Here is a 23,008-nt window from a genome sequence, read left to right on the forward strand (position 1 = left end):
GTTCATTACCTTAATGTCAGAAAAACTTCCCAATCACCTGACATAACATACTCTTAAGTAGCTCACTTCACTTACCAAGATAATCTCCACAAACATTTTTATTTACCAGATCTTCACTCTTTCTTCCGGTTTGAGGTACAGTTTACTTTTTTCATCGATATTAAACGCCGTGTACCAGTCGTCAATGTTTCTCACAATACCATTAACGCGAAATTGATTTGGGGCATGCGGGTCACTTAAAATACGAGAGCGAATCGCCTCTGTTGTTGCTTTTTCGCGCCATACCTGAGCCCATGCAATAAAAAATCTTTGTATACCCGTGGTTCCATTGATAATAGGAGCTTTTCCATTAGGGTAACTTTCAAGACAGTATTGTTTATATGCTTCCAGCGAAACGGTCAGACCGCCAAGATCACCAATATTTTCACCTAAGGTTAAGCGTCCATTAATGGATAAACCATCAAATACATAATTATTGTATTGTTCTACCAATTGTGTGGTTTTGACTTGGTATTTTTGACTGGCAGAGCGAGTCCACCAGTCACGCATTATCCCTTTGCCATCAAACATTCGGCCTTGATCGTCAAACCCATGTCCAATTTCGTGCCCAATAACAGCACCTATCGCCCCAAAATTGAATGCCATATCAACATCGTTTGAATAAAATGGTGGTTGTAAAATTGCAGCAGGGAAGACTATTTCATTCGCTGTTGGTGTGTAATAAGCATTGACAGTTTGAGGTAAAATGTCCCACTCCCAACTTATTACCGGTTGCCCGATTTTTTGAATTTGTTTTTGTATATTTAATTGACGAATTTGTTCGACATTTCTGATAAGTGTATCTTTCGAAAACAATGCTGTCTTGTTCTTATGCCAGTGATCAGGAAAACCAACTTTCACAGTAAAGTCTGACATCTTTCCGATGGCTTCAAGTTTAGTTGCATCATCCATCCACAAGTTTTCATTAAAACGCTTCTTGAATGCGAGTTGAAGATGCTCAATTAACCTGAGCATAGCTGATTTGTTTTTAGTTGAAAAATATTGCTTTACATATAGTTTCCCCAGTTCCTCACCGTAGAGTTCATCAACCAAACGAAGTGCATTCTCTTCACGCGTCTTATCAACTTTGACACCAGCAAGTACACCGCTATGAAACTTAAAATGTGCTTCCGCAAAAAAACTCGGTAAAAAGCGAGCATATGAATCTACGTAATGGAACTCTAAATATGCACGCAATACATCAAGGTCACTTTCATCAAATACTTGGGACAAGTGTTGAAGAGCGGTGTCTGCCATCACGATGATTTTTTCATTTTCTGAACTCTTTACCCCAAGTTCTTCAAGAAATACTTCCCAAGGAAACTCGGGAGCTAAAGCTGCCAATTCTTTTTTTGTTACTGGGCTGTATGTTTTGACGACATCTCGCATCTCTGTGATTGACCAATAACCTTGCGCTAACCTTGTTTCAAGCGCAAACACTTTTAGCGCTCTCTCTAAAGCATCTTGATACCCAAGATGTTGAAAAATAGTAGTTATATATGATGCATATGAGTTACGTACGACATCCATTTCTTCACCTTCTTCAAGATAAAATGCTCGAGGCATTGTAAGTCCACCTTGAGTCATATGAAGTCGATTAATAGTCGGCTCTTTTTCGTCTTGAGAGACCAACAAATCTACAAACGATCCAACGTTCGATTTCGCCATAAAAGCTGCCACTTCATTTTTTGTAGAAATAGTTTCAATATTGATAAGCGTTTTTTTTATTGGTTCTAATCCTAAATTATCAATACTGTGAGTATCTAAATAACTCTCGTACAACTTTATGATGTTATGTTCTTCGAGAGTGAGTTCTGAACTATCCGTGACAATTAGTTGCGAAATAATACTTTTCAATTGTGATTGTGTTCGGAGGTGAACATCCACAAACGCATTCCGGAATGGATAACCCGCAGGTATTTTAGTGTGGTGAATCCAATTCTGGTTAACATACTGGTTAAAGTCATCTCCGGGCTTGATAGTTTCACTTAATACGATTGTGTTGTTTCCGTACGAAACTTCTTTTGCTAGTAAGTTAAAATTAGTTATCGATAACGTTAGTATCAATGATGTTAACAAATACTTCATAGTTTACTCTTAGAAACAGTAGGCCTTAAATAAAGTTTAGTACAAATATGACTCTCCCTGAAATCATAAGTGCTTAGGGTAAGCATTCATTTATGCTACTCTTTAACTTATCGCAATACAATAACTTCTTATCACTTTGAGGTTACTATTTATTTTTCTTGAGTTGCTTCCTGCATAGGCGTATATTCTTGGCTGCGGATTGCTTTTAAGGTGTAACAGGTTGGTTGTGTAATGAAGAAAATATCTATAGAGAAACTGTCTAAGACAATTCAAGTTGTCGCACTCGTTATTGCTGCACTAAGCGGATTAATAAGTATAGTGCTGTGGTTCTTAGCAACAGTGCTATCTCCTGAATGGATTGATGCATCATTCCCCGTGGTTATAGAGACACCCATAGGGCTCGAACGCTCACTTTTAGGTAGTATTCCCGCAATGTTTCCAGTTATACAATTTATGTTGATTTTCATAACATTAAGCAAATTATTTAAGTGCTACTCTAGGAGTATAATTTTCGAAGCTTATAATGCACAGTTAATCAAAAGGGTGGGTCTGCTGCTGTTAATAAGCCCCTTCGTAACTTTAGTTTCTGACATCGGGTTGTCCTTTGTACTGACTTACTCTCAAGGTCTCTGGGAATATTCGGTTAGCTTTACTGATTCTGATATCACTAACTTTTTTATTGGTGTTATTGTAATATGCATCAGTCGAGTTATGCGAATGGCAGCAATAATTAATGAAGAAAATAAACTTACAATTTAAACACGTGGCGCAAGAATAATGATCATTTTTAATATCGATGTCATGTTAGCTAAAAGAAAGATGCGTTCTAAAGAATTAGCATCTTTGATTGGAATTACCGAACAAAACCTGTCTGTATTGAAAAATGGCAAGGCCAAAGCACTCAAACTTTCGACTTTAGACGCGTTATGTCGACACCTAAACTGCCAACCGGGAGATTTGCTTGAGTTTGTTGAAGATACCCCTAATCATCAAGAAAAGTATATTAACGATTGATATACAACTCGCACATCTTGGTCAAACCGGCGTTTCTCAAGGTAGTTGTCATCATTTGCTTGCTCATTAAGCAGTTTCTCTTTCTGGATTTAGGTGAACGTCACCAACAGGTTCACAGTTTCTGTGATCCGCACCAGAAGTTTTGGACACTAAGTTAAGTGAGTACAATCACTAACGAGGTGGATAATGACAACTAAGAAAACACGAATCAAACATGCTCCTGAATTAAAGCCGAAGCGCTTAAGTTAGCAGAGAAAGTCGGTGTCGCTGCTACCGCAAGACAGCTATCGTTATATGTGTTGTTCACCGACACAATTGACGCTGGCATAGAATGGGGCAATTCCGTGTTACATGCCCCGCCAACACGCCTATTAATCGTTCTTCAACTTATGCTTTCAAATTATGTACGTTTGTTGAGTCTTTGCGTGTTTTGGTTTTGTAGCGATGCAACTCCCAAGTCATCTGAGCGACTTTATCTACCATTACCTTCAGTTCACCTTTGAACTGCTCATTCTCAGCTCGAAGTTTTTCGTTTTTATCCAAAACTTCTTGGTACTTATCCTTTGAAACCTTTGCCTTAGCTTTGTTAGCTTTAGCCTTTACAACCCCCACATTGGTTGGGTCAGTGGTATACTTCTCTTTCTCTGCTAACACCTTTTCAAGCAGAACAATATGATTCTTCAATGACCCATTAGAAACTCCTGCTCGCCTTTCAACAGCATAAGGACTGATTTTCTTACCCTCTTTCAAAAGAGCCTTAAACGCATTATCTAGCTTTGTTGCCACCGTCGCCATTACAGAGCCTCTACTCGATATTTTTCAAATTGAATGTTATGGTCAGCCATCACTTTTTCCGCAGTCCTTATATCACTTAGTTGCGTAGCAAGTGAGCTGCGGTTGAACATTCCCATTTCTTTCATTTTTTCAATTTTTTCAATACATCTCTCTCGCCTTACAACCCAGTTTTCAGCTTCACCCTTGTTTACATTCAGGTTCTCACAGTCCCTGCCTACGCATTTAGAAGGCTCAAACAAATGCCCCATGCTACATAGCTCACCAGAAAAACAAGTGCCAAATCCTGTCGATTTGTTTGCACCTTTCGTGTCTTCAACCAACTGATTAAACCTAGCATCACCAACCACCATAGGCTCTCCACTCATGAACTTCATGAAGCCACCTGATTGCTCTTCTGGATGCTCAATCATGTCCTTAAGGTACTCAGCGTGAGACTCTATTTCTTGCTCTTGGATTTTCTCTTTAATTTTGCCTGGATTTTGAATCCCTAGTAACGTTAGAAGCTCAGAATGACTCGCATAAATGGCTGTCATCGCAAGGTGTATATGCTTAAATTGATGCTTCAACGAGGCTAATGACACTAGCCCATGACCAACAACAAAATGAGCAAATGTACGTCTTAAAGAGTGAGTATTAAAGCGCCAATACAGTTCTCCACGCTCATTTTCCTTTATTGGGCTAAGCTTCTCGTGGACGATGGGGTTTAGCAGGTTAAAAACCTCATCCATTTCTTCTGGAAGGTAGCGAATATCGATATGAAGACTGTAATCGTAGAAAATTTTGCGTAAATTCGTAGTATGGAGTTGAGCATCTTTTAACTGACGATGAATAGTATCCCCTGTCCATCCCTTTCCTTCACCTTTGAACGAAAAACGTGGCGTGAGGTGGGTATCACCTGAAACAGAACAATATTTATCATTGAGTACCGTTAATATTAATAACGCCTTCTCACAAATTGGCGCACACGCCCATGCATCTTCACGACTTAGCTTTTCCAACTTATTCGTCCACGAACGCATTGTGCAAAGCTTTACGCCATCAATATCAACCTCTTTGTATGAGTCACCATCAATCTGAGTTAATTCACTAATCCTCATTCCTGTGAATGCTGAACAAGCGCCAAAACACGCTCCTTCAATCATCCCAAAAGCATCAATGGCTTGCTTCTCAGTCACCCCTTTTGATTGGGCATACGCTTTAACGTCCAATAAAACATTATCTTTCTTATAGGCATCAATAACGCCTCTATGAGCTTTACTGCGATAGATAGACTCAACTTCGTCCTTGGCTTTATCTCGATAGTCATCAAGTACCTCTTGAGGGGAAATGCCGCTGCTTTTTGCTTTTTCCTCAACCTCAATATCGACAATGAGTTCCTGATACAGTGTTTCGATTTCTTGTTCGATATCATGCTCAGTCTGTAATGTGCGATACTCCGCCTCGACTTCCGATTCGAGGTCTCGACCGCCCAAAAAGTCTCGGTAAGCAGACTCCACATCTTGAATTAAACGAGAAAGGTATTGCTCATAAATAACGGGGATTACCGTAGGATAATGCCCTTTACCATGAGCGGCATATTTCTTGGCAACTTTGCTTGCATTCTCACCCTCTTGGTAGGGAATGTGAAATCTAGCGCTCTCTGGGAAATATGGATTAACTTGAGCGAGTACACTGAGAGCATTCAGTCTCCTAGAAATAACCTCTTCACTCCCTCCACGTAGTGACTCTTTGATTTGCGAAAAGACAATCTCACTTGAAATATAAGAAAAAACGTTGATGGCAGTATTAGCAAACACTCTCAGTAATACATCGATATAACTCTGTATGTTTTTAACCTGCTCAATCTTCCTGAAGGTTTTACCCTCCATACTCAGCAAGGTTTCTTTGCCGCCCCATATCAACCAATACATTCGTTGCTTAAACTCTAAAAGCAGTTTGGGGTTATGTTTCTTGACTTGGAACGTTAAGGTGTAGTTCGATTTCTTCTCATTCTTGGTGTTGAACAGGTCGTTAAAATCCCAAGCATCATCTTCAAAGTAAGAAGCAGGACTGCCATCTCGCTTTACGCTGACTACAGTTCTTACAGTCGGCATAAGGTAAGCTTCGTCAACTGCCAAAGCGTATTTTTCAAACAGTGCGTGGTCATGACTAATACTGTACATGCTTACCCCTTAAAAATATCTTGAATAGAATCGTCATCCCAAAGAGGATGGCAACCTTGACGCTCTAGGTATTTTTCCGCTGCCTTGAGGTTTCTTTTCTTGAAGCGTTTTTTTATGTCTCGAATCGCTGACTTCACCTCGCTGAAATTCTTGATGAAGTGGTCAAGGCTTTTATGGGCGGCTACCGCCTCATTGAGACGAAACTCAAACGACAGCAAACGCCAAATATCATGAACCTCATCAACGACAGCAAAATTTCGGCACATAAAGCATTTGATGACATAGCCACAAGCGATATTTTTCACATCGTCATCATCTAACAATCCCGTTTCTAGATTGCTTTTTTTGAAACTCACGCTTTTGCGGCACATCTTCACCTTTACATACCCCTCCGTTAGCAATGTCGTCCACGGGCACGTGAGAAGATACTCTAAGCGCATCGGCTTCTTCACTAGACAAAACCTCACAATGTTGTGCCTTCGTGGTTGCTATCGCGGCAGTAACCCCTCCAGTTGGGTTACTGCCCAACGCAAAGAGTGTGGCAGCTCCAAAAGCCAATTCACGATGTGCTACGGCTTTTGAGTTCTTACTGTAGTCTGAATTATTCCATGTACTTTCACATGAATTGCGATTGCTCTCCATCGCGCCTTGTCGCCCCATCTTTTCTTCGGCGTACTGTTTAACGGATGACTTCAAGCGTGCGCAGTTTAAAGAAAAAACTGGATTTGCTGCTTTTATTGTTTGCAGTAAAACCGAGCGTGTCATTAGACCTACAATGTAGGTATGGAGATTCATATTCGTTGGCTTATTACCATTTCGCCGTCTAAAGAGATAATGCTTATCTAACCCCAAATCGACAGCATTAAGCTTCGACAATTCGAAGTGTTCTTCAAAAAAGGTTTTTGACACCGCTCTTGGTGTAAAGGTACGAGGTTCTTCTTTGTAGCCACGGGTTTTCAAGCCTTTTACCGAGATTCGGTTGCCACCTGCCCTATCGACACTCCAACTGTCTTCCGCCACAAAAGTGTTCAGCGCCTCTGCTTGTCCTGCAGCGGTGTAATACAGATAGAGGAACACCGGATTGCATATCAGACGATTGAATTCAATTTCACGCTTATATTCGCTGCTGGTCTTATCTAAATACTCTTTGTAGAGTAATTTTCTATCTGACAACAGCGCACGAGCGATACGCTTTAACTCTTTCTTGGTGTAGTTATTGGAGTCTAACGATGAACTCGCGGTATCTAGGTTGCGAGTTGCTTTAGGTATCTGTCCAAAACCAAACTTCTTTAGGATTGAATTGAAGTTAGAAGCCATCCACCCCAACGTCTTGGCTTTTATCGGCTTACCATGCAGTCCAACACCTGTTGTTTGCTGAGATAGCCATGCAGCCTGAATATAGTTCATACACGATTCTGGTGAGAACTCGACCTTAGACTTACGCTTTTGAGGTTGACTAGTAAAATTATGCTTTAGAATGTTATCAATATACTTAAAATTTTGGACTTTACTCGCCTCTGACCAACCTGATTGTTCAAGCTTGGAAATCAGCAGAGCAACATGTTCCTTGGTACTATATTGCAACCACTTTTTGAAGTTACATGTACGGTTAGTCCCAAGACCAGACACCCAAATATATTTCCATTGATGAACCTTGGATAGTGGGTTTTCTGATTGCATTTCATCGGTCGGAATAGAGCGATAGGTACGAACGTTATCAGGCTTATCTGAGTCGAAGTTCTCCGTCATATGATGCGTTCCTCTTCCAATAACGCCATCATTAACTCAGGCACTTGGTTCTTGGTTGGATTGCCTTCCCAATGCGTTAAATAACGCATGGTCACAGATAAGTCCTTGTGTCCAAGTTCATCTTTCAGTAGTTTCAGCGCCTGTGTCGTGCTCAAGTCACGTATATTGAGCAACAGGTCGAGCTTATTAGCCGCATAAGTCGCTCTTGTATCATGGAAATCGTGGTCGAAGTGAGGGTTGCTGTTTTCCTTAATTGCATTTCTTAACCGCCCCCATAGCGTATCAATGGAATTTGATCGTTGCTCCTTTTCTTTAAATCGATTCCCTTCCTTTGTAATAAATACAGGTGCATCTTCATCATCTGTATTGAAAAAGTAGAGTCGTTTACGCTCCTTGTACCGCTCACTCTCGCAATATTGAGTGACTTGCTCCATTAACCAAACGGGCATCGAAATTGTGCGGTTCTTGCTGTATTTGGTGTGGCAGCCATGAGAAGGGCCAATCTTGATATCGGTGTAGGTTTTGCCCTTAAAACCTTTGGGTACTTTAAAATGGCGAGGCTTTATGTCAGCGACCTCAATCGCTCTTAGACCAGAATTAATCACAGTCGCTACCAACAGTCGAAACTCACCAGAAATCCCCGCTCGATTCCAATTGTCTCGAATGTGCCTTATATCCAAGTCATTCATTGGGGTGAGTTCGGTTTCTTGCTTCGGACTTTTGATGGTAATGTCCGTCAGCATTTGACCGTACTTATTGTGACCATGCACCTCAAACGGCAACTTCTCCACATAACCATGACGGTAGCAAAACACATAGAATCTTCGGATTACAGATAAGGTCGATGCCCCGACACTTCGACGCATGTTTCCTTTAGCAATCTGTTTGTCTAAATAATTTCTGAAGAGATAAATGGCGTAACGCTCAAGTTCTTCATTCTCATCATTCCAATTGAGATTGTTCTTTCCTAAATAACGAAAAAAGCGAAGCAAAGCATACGAAGTTGGCTCCGTATCTTTAACTCCTTCTACAATGCGGCGGCTCATAATAAACGCATTGGCATAGAACTCTGGCTCACCGCTAGAGGAAAACAACAGATTAACGCCATCAAAGCGCATGGGTTTACTCACGGTGAAGTCTGATGAATCTGGTGGATCACCTAACTCAATGTCACCAATTTCTATGGATCGACTTGTTGCTACAAGGTGGTAAAAATGTTCCATACAGCGCCCAATCTAAATAAATCAAATAAAAACATAGACACTGTTATCTATGTCAAACAACTATTTAGATATGTTGGCTGTAAAAAGGACTGGTATCTCTACCAATCCTCTTTAGGGGATGTTTCGGTTTTCTACCTTATGACAGGTAGATAGCGCGATTACTCGTAATCAGTCGCGTACGTGTCTTCTCGGCAGTATAAGTTACGCTTTACTGGTTTGTACCGAACTTGCCACAGGCTTGGTTTTGTTTTCTGGAACCAGTGACATCAGCCCGGTAATCACAAGAGCAGCAACACCCGACATCGTGACTGGTGAGCCAAATATGCTTTGCGCTAGCTTGGGTGCTTCTTTCAATAAGTCAGGCACTAGCATTACTCCAAGCCCTAAACCTAATGAGATAGCGATCGTCATGATTCTACGTCTATCCACCTTTTCATTAGCAATAATCTTGATGCCCGCTGCGGCGACCGTACCGAACATCACCAAGGTTGCACCGCCTAATACCGGTTTTGGAATCGTCATTAATACCGCGCCTAAGATGGGAAATAAACCTAATAGAAAAAGAATCGCCGCAATGAAGTAGCCAATGTAGCGACTCGCGATTCCGGTAAAGTGAATCACACCATTGTTCTGGCTGAAGGTCGTGTTTGGAAAAGTATTGAATACTGCCGCGATAAGCGAGTTCACGCCGTCACCTAACACGCCAGCTTTGAGTCGATTGATATATTTCGGCCCCTTAACTGGTTGGCCTGAGAACATGCTGTTGGCGGTAAGGTCACCCGTTGTTTCAATAACAGTAATCAAGTAGATAAAAGCAATTGGTAAGAAGGCTTGCCAATCAAAAGCGAAACCATATTTAAATGGGACTGGGATACTCAATAACGGTTGAGATGCAAAAGAAACCATGGGTGCTTTGCCCATTAGAATGGCAACGCCCCACCCTACAACTAAACCGACCAAAATAGACGATAGCCTAACCATGGTGTTGTTACTAAGGTTAAGTGCCACTATGGTTCCGAGCACAATTGCACCCAGCATTAGGTTACTTCCAGAGCCAAAATCTTCCGCGCCTACGCCACCCGCAATATCAGTAACACCGACTTTAATCAAAGAGATACCTATCGTCGTGATAACAATTCCGGTCACAACTGGCGTGATAACCACTTTGAGTTTTTCGATAAAGCGCGAAAGTACGATTTCAACAAAGGCACCAAAGAAGCAGACACCGAAAATGGTCGCGAGCATTTCATCCGGCCCGCCTCCATTCGCTTTAACCAGAAAACCTGCACCTAGCACTGACCCTAAGAACGCAAAGCTGGTTCCTTGGACACAAATCATCCCTGCGCCAACTGGCCCTATTTTTCTCGCTTGAATGAAGGTACCGACCCCAGACACCATGAGTGCCATGCTGATCAAATAAGGGATGTGTTCACCCAATCCTAAGACACCGCCAATAATGAGTGTGGGCGTGATAATGCCAACAAAGCTTGCTAATACATGCTGCAGCGCTGCATAGCTGGCTGCTCTGACTGATGGTCGATCGTCTAATCCGTAGATCAATTCACTGTTCTGTTCCATGTGACTTCCTTTATGTATTTTTTATTGTATACAATTTACATAGAGGCAATAAAGCAACATATATGCCAATGGTTTAACATCATACTTATCAATCGGTTAAGTTTCATCTCTAGCCATTGCTGCACTATAGAGCAACACTGACGGCTTGTTTTTGTGCAAACGGAGAACACAAAGCACTCCTTTGACCGGGTTTATCCGTAACCTCTCACTCAATAACGCAGACACAAAAAAGAGGATTGGTATCTCTACCAATCCTCTTTAGGGGGTGTTTCGGTTTTTCTACCTTATGACAGGTAGACAGCGCCTATTACTCGTAATCAGTCGCGTATGTATCTTCGTATGAGTGAGAGTAGAATTCGAACAGGTTGCCAAACGGGTCTTCTAGGTAAACCATTTGTGCTTGTTTTAGTTCGTCTTCTGGGTGGTAACGGTGAATATCCATGCGTACTTTACCGCCAAACTCTTCAACGCGCTTGATAGCTGAATGAAACTGCTCTTTTGGAAGCTGCAGACAGAAGTGGAAGATACCTAGGCGAGAGAAATCAACGTTATGACGCTCTTCACGGTCAACCATTTCGAACAGCTCAACACCGATACCGTCTGAAGTGACTAGGTGAGCAATATTGAAGCCTTTGAAGCCTTCGCCAAATACAGCGATACACATACGGCCAATTGCCGATTCGCGCTCTTCCATCACTTTGGTGTTGTTCATTACGATTCTTAGACCTAGCGCTTTCGTGTAAAACTCTACTGCTTGGTCCATGTCGCCTACCATGATGCCTACGTGATTCATTTTCATAACTTTCTCCAATTCGTTTTTTATTCTGTGCTTTTCGAAGTCTAGCTTCGGTATTTCGTTTCGATGAAGAGAGTATAGGGAGAAACCGTGATTAACTGAAATTATCATAAATTATATTAATGATAATTTTTCGTTATTTATGGATTAATAGGAGATCTCAGCTCACTTAAAGAAACACTGTCTACATAGATGTTCACGCTATACATAGGTACTCAAACTAGAAATAGCCGTTCACGCTAATAGAGATAAGCCAAATGTAGAGGACAGCCTAAAGAGCGTAGCTCCTCCAATGGGTGATGCTGATGTTTGATGACTTTTGCTAATAGTTTTTGTTGATAGCTTTTATCGATAGCCTTCTTCTATCAAAGATAGGATTTGCCTATTGAATCTATAGAAATGTCCGATTTCACTAATTTTCAGTACCAATGCAATATATCTCCATCGACGCGGGATAGCGTTAAACACTACAAATCAGAAAGAGAGTCCAACATGATCAACACAGAAATCAAACCATTCAACGCAACAGCATTCAAAAACGGCGAATTCGTAGAAATCACTGAGCAAGACGTTAAAGGCAAGTGGGCTGTATTCTTCTTCTACCCAGCAGACTTCACGTTTGTATGTCCAACAGAGCTAGTTGACCTACAAGAAAAATACGCAGAGCTTCAATCTCGCGGCGTAGAAGTTTACTCAGTATCAACTGACACGCACTTCTCTCACAAAGCATGGCACGATACTTCTGACAAAATTGGCACTATCGAATACTTCATGGTAGGTGACCAAACTGGCAACATCACAAACAACTTCAACGTTATGCGTGAAGGTCAAGGCCTAGCAGACCGTGCTACGTTCCTAATCGACCCAGAAGGCGTTATCCAAGCAATGGAAATCACTGCTGAAGGTATCGGCCGTGACGCTGAAGACCTACTACGCAAGGTTAAAGCAGCACAATACGTAGCCGCTAACCCAGGTGAAGTTTGCCCAGCAAAATGGAAAGAAGGCGAAGAGACTCTAGCGCCATCTCTAGACCTAGTAGGTAAGATTTAATCTAAGCCTATCTAAAAAGAACAAATAAAACGGTTCTACAGGCGCGCTTCGGCCCCCCTCCTAAAGGGCAGTTGCGCGCCACCCTTTCAAAACATCAACACCACAATATTTGCCGACTTGCGCCCCCTTTTTATTTTCCTTTTTCAGCAAGAAGGTATTGGTCAATACCAAGACACAGAATTTAAGAGCAGGCACGATTATGTTAGATCAAGCAATGAAGCAGCAGCTAAAAGCATACCTAGAAAACCTAAAAACCAATGTTCAGTTAGTGCTGAGCCTTGACGACAGCGATACCGCAAACAAACTGCAAGACCTAGCGAATGATATCGCTTCTCTTACAGACAAAATTGAAGTGACTCGAGATGACAGCGCAAGCACTCGAAGTCCTATTATGCAGGTCGTGAACCAAGAGAAAGGCACTGCGATCGGTTTCGCGGGTTTACCAATGGGTCACGAGTTCACCTCACTGGTACTGGCACTGCTTCATAGTGGTGGTCACCCTATCAAGCTTGAAGCTGACGTAATCGAGCAAGTAAAAGAATTAGATCAAGAGCTTAATGTCGAGATTTTCATCTCGCTATCATGCCAAAACTGTCCAGAAGTAGTTCAAGCGTTCAACATGATGTCGGCGATTAATCCTCTGATTAAGACAACCATGATCGACGGCGCAGCATTTCAAGACGAAGTGAAGTCTCGCGACATCATGGCAGTACCGAGCGTATTCATTAACGGTGAGCTATTTGGTCAAGGCCGTATGTCACTGGCTGAAATATTGAACAAAGTCGATTCAGGCGCAGCAGAAAAGAAAGCGGCAAACCTAAACCAACAAGCACCGTTTGATGTATTGGTTGTAGGCGGCGGCCCTGCGGGTTCTTCAGCAGCAATTTATGCAGCACGTAAAGGCATTCGCACGGGTGTAGTTGCTGACCGATTCGGTGGCCAAGTCATGGATACCATGGCAATTGAGAACTTTATCTCAGTGAAAGCGACAACGGGTCCTAAGCTAGTAGCTAGCCTAGAAGAGCACGTAAAAGAGTACGGTGTAGAAGTAATGACTGAGCAGCGTGCTACCAACATCATTGCTGCAGAAGACACGGAAGACGGCTACATCCACGTTGAGCTAGAGAGCGGCGCAACACTACGAGCTCGTACCGTCATCACAAGTACAGGTGCACGCTGGCGTGAAATGAACGTTCCGGGCGAGCAAGAGTACCGCAATAAAGGCGTTGCTTACTGCCCACACTGTGACGGTCCATTGTTCAAAGGCAAGAAAACAGCGGTCATCGGTGGCGGTAACTCAGGTATTGAAGCTGCTATAGACCTAGCAGGCATCGTGGAGCATGTAACCGTGCTTGAATTTGCAGACACGCTACGTGCTGACCAAGTGCTTATCGATAAAGCAAACGCAACGCCAAACATCGAAATCATCAAGATGGCGCAAACAACGCAAGTGATTGGTGATGGCAACCGTGTAACAGGTCTCGAATACAAAGACCGCAACACCGATGAACTGAAACAGATCGAACTCGCGGGTATCTTTGTTCAAATCGGCCTAATGCCAAACAGCGAATGGTTGAAGGGAACGAAGGTTGAGCTTTCACCACGCGGAGAGATTGAGATTAACGCTCATGGCGCAACATCGATGAAAGGTGTATTTGCAGCGGGTGACGTAACAACCGTGCCTTACAAACAGATCATCATTGCGATGGGTGAAGGTGCTAAAGCAAGTTTAGGTGCGTTTGACCACCTAATCCGTAACTCAGCTCCGGTTAAAGAGGTTGAAACCGCTTAATCTTTACACTTAAAAGCTTCTAGGCTTAAAAGCTTTTAACTCAAGTTCCTTAAATATTTGTTAACTTAATTCTTTACTGTTAACGACTTAGTCGACATTTAGACACCACTCCTATGGATTTAGGAGTGGTTTTTTTATTTGTAGCGACGCTTTATGCTGGTTGATAAAGCATAAAGGCAACCACCAGTGCGAGGCTTCCGCCCAAACAACGGTTTACCACCATCATCTGTTTTGGTGATTGCAGCAACTTTTTGAGCATAGTGCCGCAATAAGCCCACACCAACATGCACGGTACACCCGTGATCACCATGCCAGCAATAATGGTCACCACTTGAATCAGATAGTCTGCGTTCGGAGTGATGAACTGAGAAAACACAGTTAACGAAGCAATCCAACCTTTAGGGTTTAACACCTGAACCAACACTCCCGACACAAAGCCCGAACGATTATCGGTGGTGCTCTCTTCGATTTGCATATTGGCAATCGACCACGCCATGAACAACAAATAAGCCGCGCCCGCGTACTTCAAAATGTTGTATAGCTCGGGGTAAAGAGTGAATAGGCTCACCAAGCCGACACTGGATCCTGCCAGTACGATAATGATGCCAAAAGCGTTCCCAGAGATAAAAGGTAAAGTCGCAGCAAACCCATAACGACTTGAAATCCCAAGTAATGCGATATTGCCTGCCCCAGGTGTAATTGCAATTGATGTTGAAAATAGCAAAAACGCCAGCATTAATTGAGAGCTCATTTCCTCTCACTCCTAATAAGTAAAGTATTTATACGGAGAGAGTTTACAGATTCGACTAGGAATTAAATTGCTATATGCGTTAGTATAAAATTAAATTTGAGCAGACTTTTTCTAAAAACACCATGAAAGTGAAAGAATCCACCAATGAAGTGCTAGATGATACGGATATTGCCATTCTTGGACATATCCAACAAGACGGTCGCATGAGCAACAGTAAGCTCGCCGAGAAGGTAAACCTCAGCGAAACCCCATGCTGGCGCCGTTGGAAACGCATGGAAGAGACAGGCTATATCGACGGTTACGCCGCCAAACTCAACCGCAAGAAGTTAGGCTTGCACGTAGCAGGTTTTACCTTAGTCACACTAGGCAACCACGAAGTTGAAAACACAGAACCATTCGAAGAATTTGTTGCCGTTACCGATTGGATTCCGATGTGTCACTGCATTGCTGGCGGTGCCGACTACATGGTGCAAGTGTTAGCAAAAGATTTAGAAGAGTACTTTGAGCGTATTAGCTCAATAAGACGAGTAAAAGGCGTCAGCGCGATTCAATCCAACATCTCAGTGAAAGAATTAAAGAACAGCTATCAACTTCCTCTTGAGGACTAGTTCACATCTCTTGACTGCCCTGTTCTTTCAGCAAAACAAAAGCCCACCTCCCTAGGTTTCTGAAACTTAGGGGCAGGGCTTTGTTTGAAACGAATATCGTTTATTTACGCTTTCTATTCACAAGGGTGAGCTAAATGAATCAGCGCTAAGCCACCAAGAGAGGTTTCACGATACTTCTTATTCATGTCTTTACCCGTTTGGTACATGGTCGCGATAACTTTATCCAACGAGATCAAAGATTTACTATTGCGTTTCAATGCCATGCGAGACGCATTAATCGCCTTCATCGCACCCATCGCATTTCGTTCAATGCACGGTACTTGTACTAAGCCACCAATCGGGTCACACGTCATACCGAGTGAATGTTCCATCGCAATCTCTGCAGCAATACAAATTTGCTCGTTACTACCACCGCGCAGCGCCGTTAAACCTGCAGCCGCCATAGAAGATGACACACCTACTTCACCTTGGCACCCTACTTCGGCACCTGAAATCGAAGCGTTGGTTTTGTACAAAATACCAATCGCACCCGACACCGCTAAGAAATCTTTGAGTTGCTTGGTATCCAACTCTTTAATGAAGCGATGGTAGTACATCAATACCGCAGGAATCACGCCCGCGGCACCATTGGTTGGTGACGTCACTACTTGGCCACCAGCCGCATTTTCTTCACTGACTGCAAAAGCAAACAAGTTAATCCAATCCATGATTTCCATTGGATCGTTTTCGACGGCTGCATTCGCTTCTAGCTTTTTCAATAGGTTTGGCGCACGGCGAGTGACATTCAACCCACCATCAAGAATGCCTTCAGTTTCAAAACCGCGTTCCATACAACGCGACATCACGCGCCAGATCTGGTCTGCCTTTTCTGCAATCGCATCTGCATCTTGGAAGGCCGACTCATTTTTCAGAATCATTCCACCTAGGCTCATGCCGTTGTCTTCAGCTTGTTTGAGCATTTCATCAGCGTTCTTAAAAGGGTAAGTCACCTCTACCGATTCAGTTTTGGTACCGTTTTTCAGCTCATCCGCGGTTGCAATAAAACCACCACCAATCGAGTAGTAGGTTTCATCGATAATCACCTTACCAGCTTGATCAAAAGCGGTAATCATCATGCCGTTTTCATGCAGAGGCAGATTATCTTCGTGGAACAACATATCTGTCTGGTAATTGAAACCGATAGCATGACTACCACTCAATTGCATTTCACCACTGTCGATAGCGCGTCGCATCGCTTCATTAGCGCTGGTGATCTTAATCGTGTCTGGCTTATTGCCAAGCAAACCCAAGATGGTTGCTCTATCGGTGTGGTGACCTATTCCGGTTAACGATAACGAACCATAAAGATCGACCTGAACACGCACCACCTCTGTGATTCTGTCTGCGACTAATTGAGTGAAATGGAAACCCGCAATCATTGGGCCGTTAGTGTGTGAGCTCGATGGCCCCACACCAATTTTGTAGATATCAAAGATCGATAACATAGATATACCAGTAAAGAATCGGTCAATTAAGAAAGAGCGGCATAAAGCCAATCAGGGATAACAGTACAAGCAGCGATCGTCACTACAGCAAAGACCAACAAGCCGTAATGACTCGCGGTAGGCTTTGCAAACAAATGCTTTTGCTTGGCTATAAATTCATTTTGTTGCTCGGTTACCTCTCCCCAGAAGCGGCTCACAACAACACCTAACACTAAGAAAACCACAGTGCCAATCAAGGCAAACCAAGGCCAAGCTATTCCGCTGTATTTCGCAATGAATACGACGGCCACACTGCCAATACTGCCCGCAATTACCCCTTTCTCGTTTGCTTGTTTGAAGAACAAACCCAAGATGAAAGAGCCAAGGCGAATACCGACAAAAATAGAGGTTAGGCTCGCAATCGTTTTAAGCACTGATTCATTAGAAACAGCCAGTAATGCAGGCACAACAACCGACGCTGCAGCAACAAGGCTCATTTTTCTAGCAACCGATTCATAGTGCGCGTCAGAGGCTTTCTTGCGGAAAAATCGCTTATAGAAATCGAACGTTGCGACCGTCGCCATTGAGTTATAAGTGGAATCCAGTGTCGACATGGCCGCTGCCGAAAGTGCTGAGATCACCAAACCAACAATGATTGGGTTGGTATGGTTAAACACAAAATCGAGAATCACTTCGTTGCTGTTTTCAAAGCTGCTGTCTTGATAAAAGACACTTAACAGCACCCCCATCACAGCAAAGAACAGATAAACAAAGAACGCGCCGTAGCCACAAAGTAACATCGACTTTTGCGCTGTTTTAACACACTTAGTCGCCAACGTTCTTTGAATAATCAGTTGGTTAGTGCCATACACACTCAGGTGTAAGAAGCTCACAGCCACTACGCCTGCCCACAATGTGGTATCGACGCCTAAGTCAAAATCGAGGTTGATGATATTCAAATGTTCAGGAGACAACACCTCGCCCGCATCGATTTTCATCAGCAATAAAACAAAGATCGCAATGCTGCCGATAATCAACACTGCTGACTGAAGCATGTCAGTCCAGATTACTGTCGAGATCCCCCCCGCATAGGTATACAACGCAGTAAATACGCTGATGTAGATGATCGCCTCAGAGATACTCACCGGCAGCACTTGCACTAAGATCAGCGCAACCGCATACAAAATAACCCCTGCCGAAATACACTGAACCACAATGAACACGATGGAATTGATCGTGCGAGCAACAACGCCAAAGCGGTGCTCTAGGTATTCGTAAATCGAGGTTAGGCCGAGCTTGTAAAACACCGGAACAAAGAAAAGCACAGTGAAAAAGATCACTATTGGATAGTTCAAATGTACGCTCATCGCTTCCATGCCTGAGCTATAAACCCAGCCCGGCATGCCAACGAACGTCATTGCGCTGATGTAGGTTGCAAGAATCGACACACCTGCCGTAAACCAACCAAACTGTTTTCCACCAGTCGAAAAGTCGCCACCGACGCTATAGCGCCTATTAACTAAGTAGCTGATAAACAAAGTAGTTAGTACATAAAGAGCAATAACCACAAAACTTGAGTACGTAACCATTTTTAGATTCCGTTTATTGTATGTCGCAAATCATTCGCCGCCAATAGTACTCAAAAATGGATATTTTCCCTCAAAAACCCACAGTAAGTGTGACTATTATCACTAAGATAGACGATTAAACACTCAAATCGCCCCACAAAGCACAAAAACGCGATCAAATGAGATCTAGATCACCAAAATACACAAAATGGGTACGCACTCATTTTAAAATTGACTTTGATCACGGATCTAATAACCACAAAAATTCTATTATCTCTCCCGAAATGAAGACGGTGTGATGAAGCTAAATAATCAACACACAATAATTAAAACCAAAACCACCCTATATAAAATAAAGGTTTATCGGTCATGACCATTAAAAAACACATGAGCGAAGTTCCTATGATTCAAAGGGTAGCCGCATATCTAGCAATTCTAGTAGGTTACTTTTTTTATTGTTATAACTTTGTAATTATTGACTACGTACGCCCATACATTGTGGAAGAATATGCTGGTATTAGCCTTTCTGATACCGCTCAGTTCTACACTTGGCAGTCGGTTGGTGCTCTGATTGGTGCACTGAGCTGTGCATGGTTCGCAACCAAGTTCGGCAAGAAGTCCACACTAGTAGCAATTACGGCACTAAACGGTGGTGCAACCATCATCAACATGATGTTTACCGACTACGCTACTTGGGCTGCAATGCGTTTCATCATTGGACTGTCTTTAGGTGGTTACTTCACTGTAGCTGTATCTTTGATGATTGGCCTATTTACACCAACGGTTCGCGGTAAGTTGACTGCTTTTGCTTCTTCAATGTTCTCTGTTGCTTTAGTGGCAATGGGCGCTTACGCAGCCTTCATTACAAGTGTTGATGCACCTTGGCAGAGCCTAATGTGGGTAGGTGGTATTCCACCGCTTGTAGCAGCAGCGTTAATGATCTTTGTATTACCAAGCGACAAAACAGTGATCGCCTACGGTGAAGAAGATCAACAAACAACAACCAATGCAGCTGGGGAAGTAACCGAAGCTAAAAAAGGTTCTTGGGGTGAGATGTTAAGCAAGCCTTACCGCAAAATTACGATTACTTGTTTACTTCTTTCTGGTCTTAACTTCTACGGATTCCAATTCTTCGGTGGCTTTGTAACTACCTACCTGAAAGATGTTCGTATGTTTGATGGTGCAACCATCGGTTTGATCTTCTCTATCTCAGCATTTGGTTCACTCTTCGGTGCTTGGTTCTGGGGATGGGCAGCAGATAAGTACGGTCGTAAGATCAACGCGTTCGGTTTCATCCTCGCAGGTATCATGGTTTCTATCTTCTTTGTCGCACCTGGCGACATGATGATTGGTGGCCTAAACATGCTGGCTCTTCTAGGTCTTATCTACAACTTCGGCCTGTCTGCTTCTGCAGTATGGGGCGGTTACTTCTCTGAATTGTTCCCAGCACGCTTGCGTAGCTATGGTGCAGCTTTATTCCATGGCGGTCGTATTATCGGCATGTGGGCACCAATGGTTCTTATCTTCATCCAAGAGCGTACCGACCTACAAACAGCAATGTGGGGCTCACCAATCGTATGGATTATCGCCGGTCTACTATGGCTAACACTGCCTGAAACTCTTAAAGGTGGCGTCTTCGATAAGAGCAAAAAAGCTGAAGCAGCAAAAGCTTAATTCGACACTCATACGCTGAAGTTCAAATACGAAAAATTTAAAGCCGGCTGATAAGTCAGCCGGTAACAAAATCCAAATCGAGTCCTGTTCCGAATGTTGACTCGACAACACAAAGAGAAATTATTATGTCTAAATATCAAGAAGCTAAACGCATTGTTCGTGAATACTTCGATGCAATGGAAAACGCAACTCACGAGAACGTTGCTGAAGTTTTAAAAGCACACACTTCTGAAGATTACTTGTGGCGCGGTGTTTACCCATTCCGTGAACAAGAAGGCGCACAAGCAGCTGCTGACCTATTCTGGGCACCAATGATGAAGTCAATGACTCGCATGCAGCGTCGTCAAGACATCTTCATCGGTGGTAACAACGAAGTTAACCCAGATGAGATTTGGGTAATGAGCATGGGTCACTTCATGGGTCTATTCGACGCTGAATACCTAGGCATGCGCCCAACTGGCAAGATCATGAACGTTCGCTACGCAGAATTTAACTGCGTTGTTGATGGCAAAATCACTAAGACAGGCTTGTTCCTAGACCTTCTAGGCATGATGGATCAAGCGGGTTGCTACCCACTTCCACCATCAACTGGTAAGCACTTCGTATACCCTGGTCCACGCAACCACGATGGTCTGCTATTCGAAGACGCGGCTCCAGAAGAAGGTGTTGCGACACTTGCTCTAGTAAACAAAATGGTTGATGACCTGTCTGCTCTTAACGACAGCGGCGCGATGGGTTGCCCACCAGAAGTACTAGCGAAGAGCTGGTCAAAAGACATGATTTGGTACGGCCCATGTGGTATCGGCGCGTCTTACACAATTCCTCGCTACCAACAACAGCACCAACTTCCTTTCCGTAACAACCTGAAAGACAAGAAGTTCAACGGCCACGTTTGTCGTTTCGCTGAAGGCAATTTCTCTTGCTTCTTCGGTTGGCCAAACCTATCAAACACACCAACAGGTGGCTTCCTTGGTATGACAGGCGGTGAAGTACGTGCAAACATGCAAGTAGTTGACGTTTACTACCGTGACGGTGACAAGCTGTCTGAGAACTGGGTTCTTATCGACCTTCCTTACTGGCTGCAACAGCAAGGTCTAGATGTGTTCGAACGCACTTCAACCATCATGAACCCAACGCTGTAATCGATACGCTTTAATCCAAAAGATTGAAACGAAATAGTGGCAACCTAAATAGACATCTGATTTAGGTTGCCACGCTTACTGGGAGACCCTTCTCGCTCCTAGTAAGTGCTCCAACCAATTCATTATTGCTCCGCTAATAACTGAATCTACTCGTGCCTCATGGATGGGGTACACCCTGCCAAACCATTACCAATATAACGGGCTTGAAAGCACGGTGGCTTTCTACGGCCTGAATAAAGAGAATTACAATGAAAAAGTCGATTCTTTCAGCAGTGATCCTGACAGCACTTACCTCGGGTTCTGCTTTTGCTGCACACACTTTTACCAATGACGCGGGCGATAGCCTTACTTTAGACGGTCGTTTCGACGTTCGTTACCAAGACAAAGGTGAAGTCTTTAACTCAGATACCAATGCTTGGGAAAAAGATAACGGAGAATGGAACAGCGGTAGCTCTCGTTTCGGCCTTAAAGGTCAAATGGGACTCGATAACGGCTGGACTGGCTTTGGCCATGCTGAATGGGGTTACAACTCAGGTGCTAACGGCGACAATATTTACGACCGACTTCTATACGCAGGCGTAGAGCACGACAAATACGGCAAGATCGCAGCAGGTACTAAGCAATGGTCTACTTTTTACGATGTGGCTTGGTTTACCGATATGGGTCGAGTGTTCGGTTCGCGTGGTTCTGGTTACTACAACCTATCTGACTGGGGTATTGCGTCAGGTACAGGTCGCGCCGAGAACTCGATTACTTACCGCAACAGCATTAGCGACAACTGGAAATACGGCTTCACTTACCAAACCACTCGCGAAGATGTTGGTCTAGCTGACGGCTTAACAGCAACGCTGAAAAACGGTATGGGCGCATCAACGCTGTACACTGTTATGGATGGCCTAACGATTGGTTTAGCTTACCACCAGAATGAGTTTGATGATGTCGATGCGGGCGTTAAAAATATCAAAGATGGTGATACACAACGCATTGGTCTATTAGGTGTTAACTATACCAATGACGGTCTATTCGTTGGTTTCACCTACAGCCAAGGTTCAAACTGGGAAACCACCAGCCAAGCTGAATTCTACGACCACCGCGGTGCCGAATTCTTCACTTACTACCACTTTGAAAACGGTCTGCGTCCAACCTTTAACGTGAACTACTTAACGGATACCGACGACAACGCAAACGGCTACGAGCGCCAGCTTATTATTCCTGGCCTTGAGTACCACTTTAAGAAGAATAAGTTCTTAGTTTGGACGGAATACCAGTTTGATAATGGTAACGACAAATCTGTTGGTAACCATTACGAAAATAGCGATGACCAGTTCGCTGCAGGTATTCGTTACTACTTCTAACGATATAGCGGTATGTTGCTCATTTTATGGGTAAATTCGTAATCTAAAGCTCTGCTCTTACGCAGAGCTTTTTTGTCATTTCCTCTGAAATCCTACTGTTTTACCAATACAGAGAATGGGTTATACCCAACATCAAATTCAAAATAGTCATTATTCCTTAT

Annotated in this window: 19 protein-coding genes; 8 read left to right on the forward strand and 11 right to left on the reverse strand. The window is 43.3% G+C overall.

Features of this window, described 5'->3' with window-relative positions; all coding sequences use genetic code 11:
- Positions 1-102: 102 nt before the first annotated feature.
- Positions 103-2,127: a M13 family metallopeptidase gene (locus L1D22_RS00310; protein WP_239828320.1), complete on the reverse strand. Its 2,025-nt coding sequence runs from the start codon at positions 2,125-2,127 to the stop codon at positions 103-105.
- A 231-nt stretch (positions 2,128-2,358) separates the two neighbouring features.
- Between L1D22_RS00310 and L1D22_RS00315 the strand changes: the two genes are divergently transcribed.
- Positions 2,359-2,886, forward strand: coding sequence for a DUF2975 domain-containing protein (locus L1D22_RS00315; protein ID WP_239828321.1), 528 nt, complete (start codon positions 2,359-2,361; stop codon positions 2,884-2,886).
- 15 nt (positions 2,887-2,901) lie between these two features.
- Positions 2,902-3,141 carry a helix-turn-helix transcriptional regulator gene (locus L1D22_RS00320; protein ID WP_239828604.1) on the forward strand — a complete coding sequence of 80 codons (240 nt, stop codon included), beginning with the start codon at positions 2,902-2,904 and terminating at the stop codon, positions 3,139-3,141.
- Positions 3,142-3,528: 387 nt separating this feature from the next.
- Here the strand turns inward: L1D22_RS00320 and L1D22_RS00325 are convergent, their stop codons facing one another.
- The 7 genes from L1D22_RS00325 to L1D22_RS00355 all read right to left on the reverse strand — a co-directional run bounded on the left by L1D22_RS00325 (position 3,529) and on the right by L1D22_RS00355 (position 11,447).
- On the reverse strand, positions 3,529-3,936 hold the full coding sequence (locus tag L1D22_RS00325) for a hypothetical protein (RefSeq protein ID WP_239828322.1): 408 nt from the start codon (positions 3,934-3,936) through the stop codon (positions 3,529-3,531).
- On the reverse strand, positions 3,936-6,098 hold the full coding sequence (locus L1D22_RS00330; protein ID WP_239828323.1) for a site-specific integrase: 2,163 nt from the start codon (positions 6,096-6,098) through the stop codon (positions 3,936-3,938). The genes L1D22_RS00325 and L1D22_RS00330 overlap by 1 nt, the downstream gene beginning before the upstream one ends.
- Positions 6,099-6,100: 2 nt before the next feature.
- On the reverse strand, positions 6,101-6,421 hold the full coding sequence (locus L1D22_RS00335) for a hypothetical protein (protein WP_239828324.1): 321 nt from the start codon (positions 6,419-6,421) through the stop codon (positions 6,101-6,103).
- Positions 6,411-7,847, reverse strand: a complete 1,437-nt coding sequence (locus L1D22_RS00340; protein WP_239828325.1) for a hypothetical protein — start codon at positions 7,845-7,847, stop codon at positions 6,411-6,413. The genes L1D22_RS00335 and L1D22_RS00340 overlap by 11 nt, the downstream gene beginning before the upstream one ends.
- A complete protein-coding gene (locus tag L1D22_RS00345) occupies positions 7,844-9,070 on the reverse strand; it encodes a site-specific integrase (protein WP_239828326.1) in 1,227 nt (408 codons plus the stop codon). Before L1D22_RS00345 ends, L1D22_RS00340 begins: the two co-directional genes overlap by 4 nt.
- 201 nt (positions 9,071-9,271) lie before the next feature.
- Positions 9,272-10,648 carry a nucleobase:cation symporter-2 family protein gene (locus L1D22_RS00350; RefSeq protein WP_239828327.1) on the reverse strand — a complete coding sequence of 459 codons (1,377 nt, stop codon included), beginning with the start codon at positions 10,646-10,648 and terminating at the stop codon, positions 9,272-9,274.
- Positions 10,649-10,955: 307 nt separating this feature from the next.
- Entirely contained in the window at positions 10,956-11,447 is a 492-nt protein-coding gene (locus L1D22_RS00355; RefSeq protein ID WP_008220945.1) for a VOC family protein, read from the reverse strand.
- A 489-nt stretch (positions 11,448-11,936) separates the two neighbouring features.
- On the opposite strand from L1D22_RS00355, the gene ahpC reads away from it, so the two are divergent.
- Positions 11,937-12,494, forward strand: a complete 558-nt coding sequence (gene ahpC / locus L1D22_RS00360; RefSeq protein ID WP_017629768.1) for an alkyl hydroperoxide reductase subunit C — start codon at positions 11,937-11,939, stop codon at positions 12,492-12,494.
- A 199-nt stretch (positions 12,495-12,693) separates the two neighbouring features.
- Complete coding sequence (gene ahpF / locus L1D22_RS00365) at positions 12,694-14,286, forward strand: alkyl hydroperoxide reductase subunit F (RefSeq protein WP_239828328.1); 1,593 nt, start codon at positions 12,694-12,696, stop codon at positions 14,284-14,286.
- Positions 14,287-14,437: 151 nt separating this feature from the next.
- On the opposite strand, the gene L1D22_RS00370 is transcribed toward ahpF, so the two are convergent.
- On the reverse strand, positions 14,438-15,037 hold the full coding sequence (locus L1D22_RS00370; RefSeq protein WP_017629766.1) for a LysE family translocator: 600 nt from the start codon (positions 15,035-15,037) through the stop codon (positions 14,438-14,440).
- 122 nt (positions 15,038-15,159) lie between these two features.
- Here L1D22_RS00370 and L1D22_RS00375 point away from each other — a divergent pair, with 122 nt between their 5' ends.
- Positions 15,160-15,645, forward strand: coding sequence for an Lrp/AsnC family transcriptional regulator (locus tag L1D22_RS00375; protein ID WP_239828329.1), 486 nt, complete (start codon positions 15,160-15,162; stop codon positions 15,643-15,645).
- Between the two features lie 113 nt (positions 15,646-15,758).
- Here L1D22_RS00375 and L1D22_RS00380 read toward each other — a convergent pair whose 3' ends face one another.
- Both L1D22_RS00380 and L1D22_RS00385 read right to left on the reverse strand, forming a co-directional pair.
- The gene (locus L1D22_RS00380; protein ID WP_239828330.1) at positions 15,759-17,129 is read right to left on the reverse strand and encodes an L-serine ammonia-lyase; all 1,371 of its coding nucleotides are present in this window, start codon (positions 17,127-17,129) and stop codon (positions 15,759-15,761) included.
- Positions 17,130-17,155: 26 nt separating this feature from the next.
- A complete protein-coding gene (locus L1D22_RS00385) occupies positions 17,156-18,697 on the reverse strand; it encodes a sodium/solute symporter (RefSeq protein WP_050634745.1) in 1,542 nt (513 codons plus the stop codon).
- Positions 18,698-19,045: 348 nt separating this feature from the next.
- Here L1D22_RS00385 and L1D22_RS00390 point away from each other — a divergent pair, with 348 nt between their 5' ends.
- From L1D22_RS00390 to L1D22_RS00400, 3 genes are all read left to right on the forward strand, one after another.
- The gene (locus L1D22_RS00390) at positions 19,046-20,350 is read left to right on the forward strand and encodes an MFS transporter (protein WP_017104144.1); all 1,305 of its coding nucleotides are present in this window, start codon (positions 19,046-19,048) and stop codon (positions 20,348-20,350) included.
- Positions 20,351-20,475: 125 nt separating this feature from the next.
- A complete protein-coding gene (locus L1D22_RS00395) occupies positions 20,476-21,492 on the forward strand; it encodes a nuclear transport factor 2 family protein (protein ID WP_239828331.1) in 1,017 nt (338 codons plus the stop codon).
- Between the two features lie 248 nt (positions 21,493-21,740).
- Complete coding sequence (locus L1D22_RS00400) at positions 21,741-22,847, forward strand: porin (protein WP_239828332.1); 1,107 nt, start codon at positions 21,741-21,743, stop codon at positions 22,845-22,847.
- Positions 22,848-23,008: the final 161 nt, after the last annotated feature.

Origin of the sequence: Vibrio sp. Isolate34 (genome assembly GCF_022397915.1) — a bacterium.
Classification (GTDB): domain Bacteria; phylum Pseudomonadota; class Gammaproteobacteria; order Enterobacterales; family Vibrionaceae; genus Vibrio.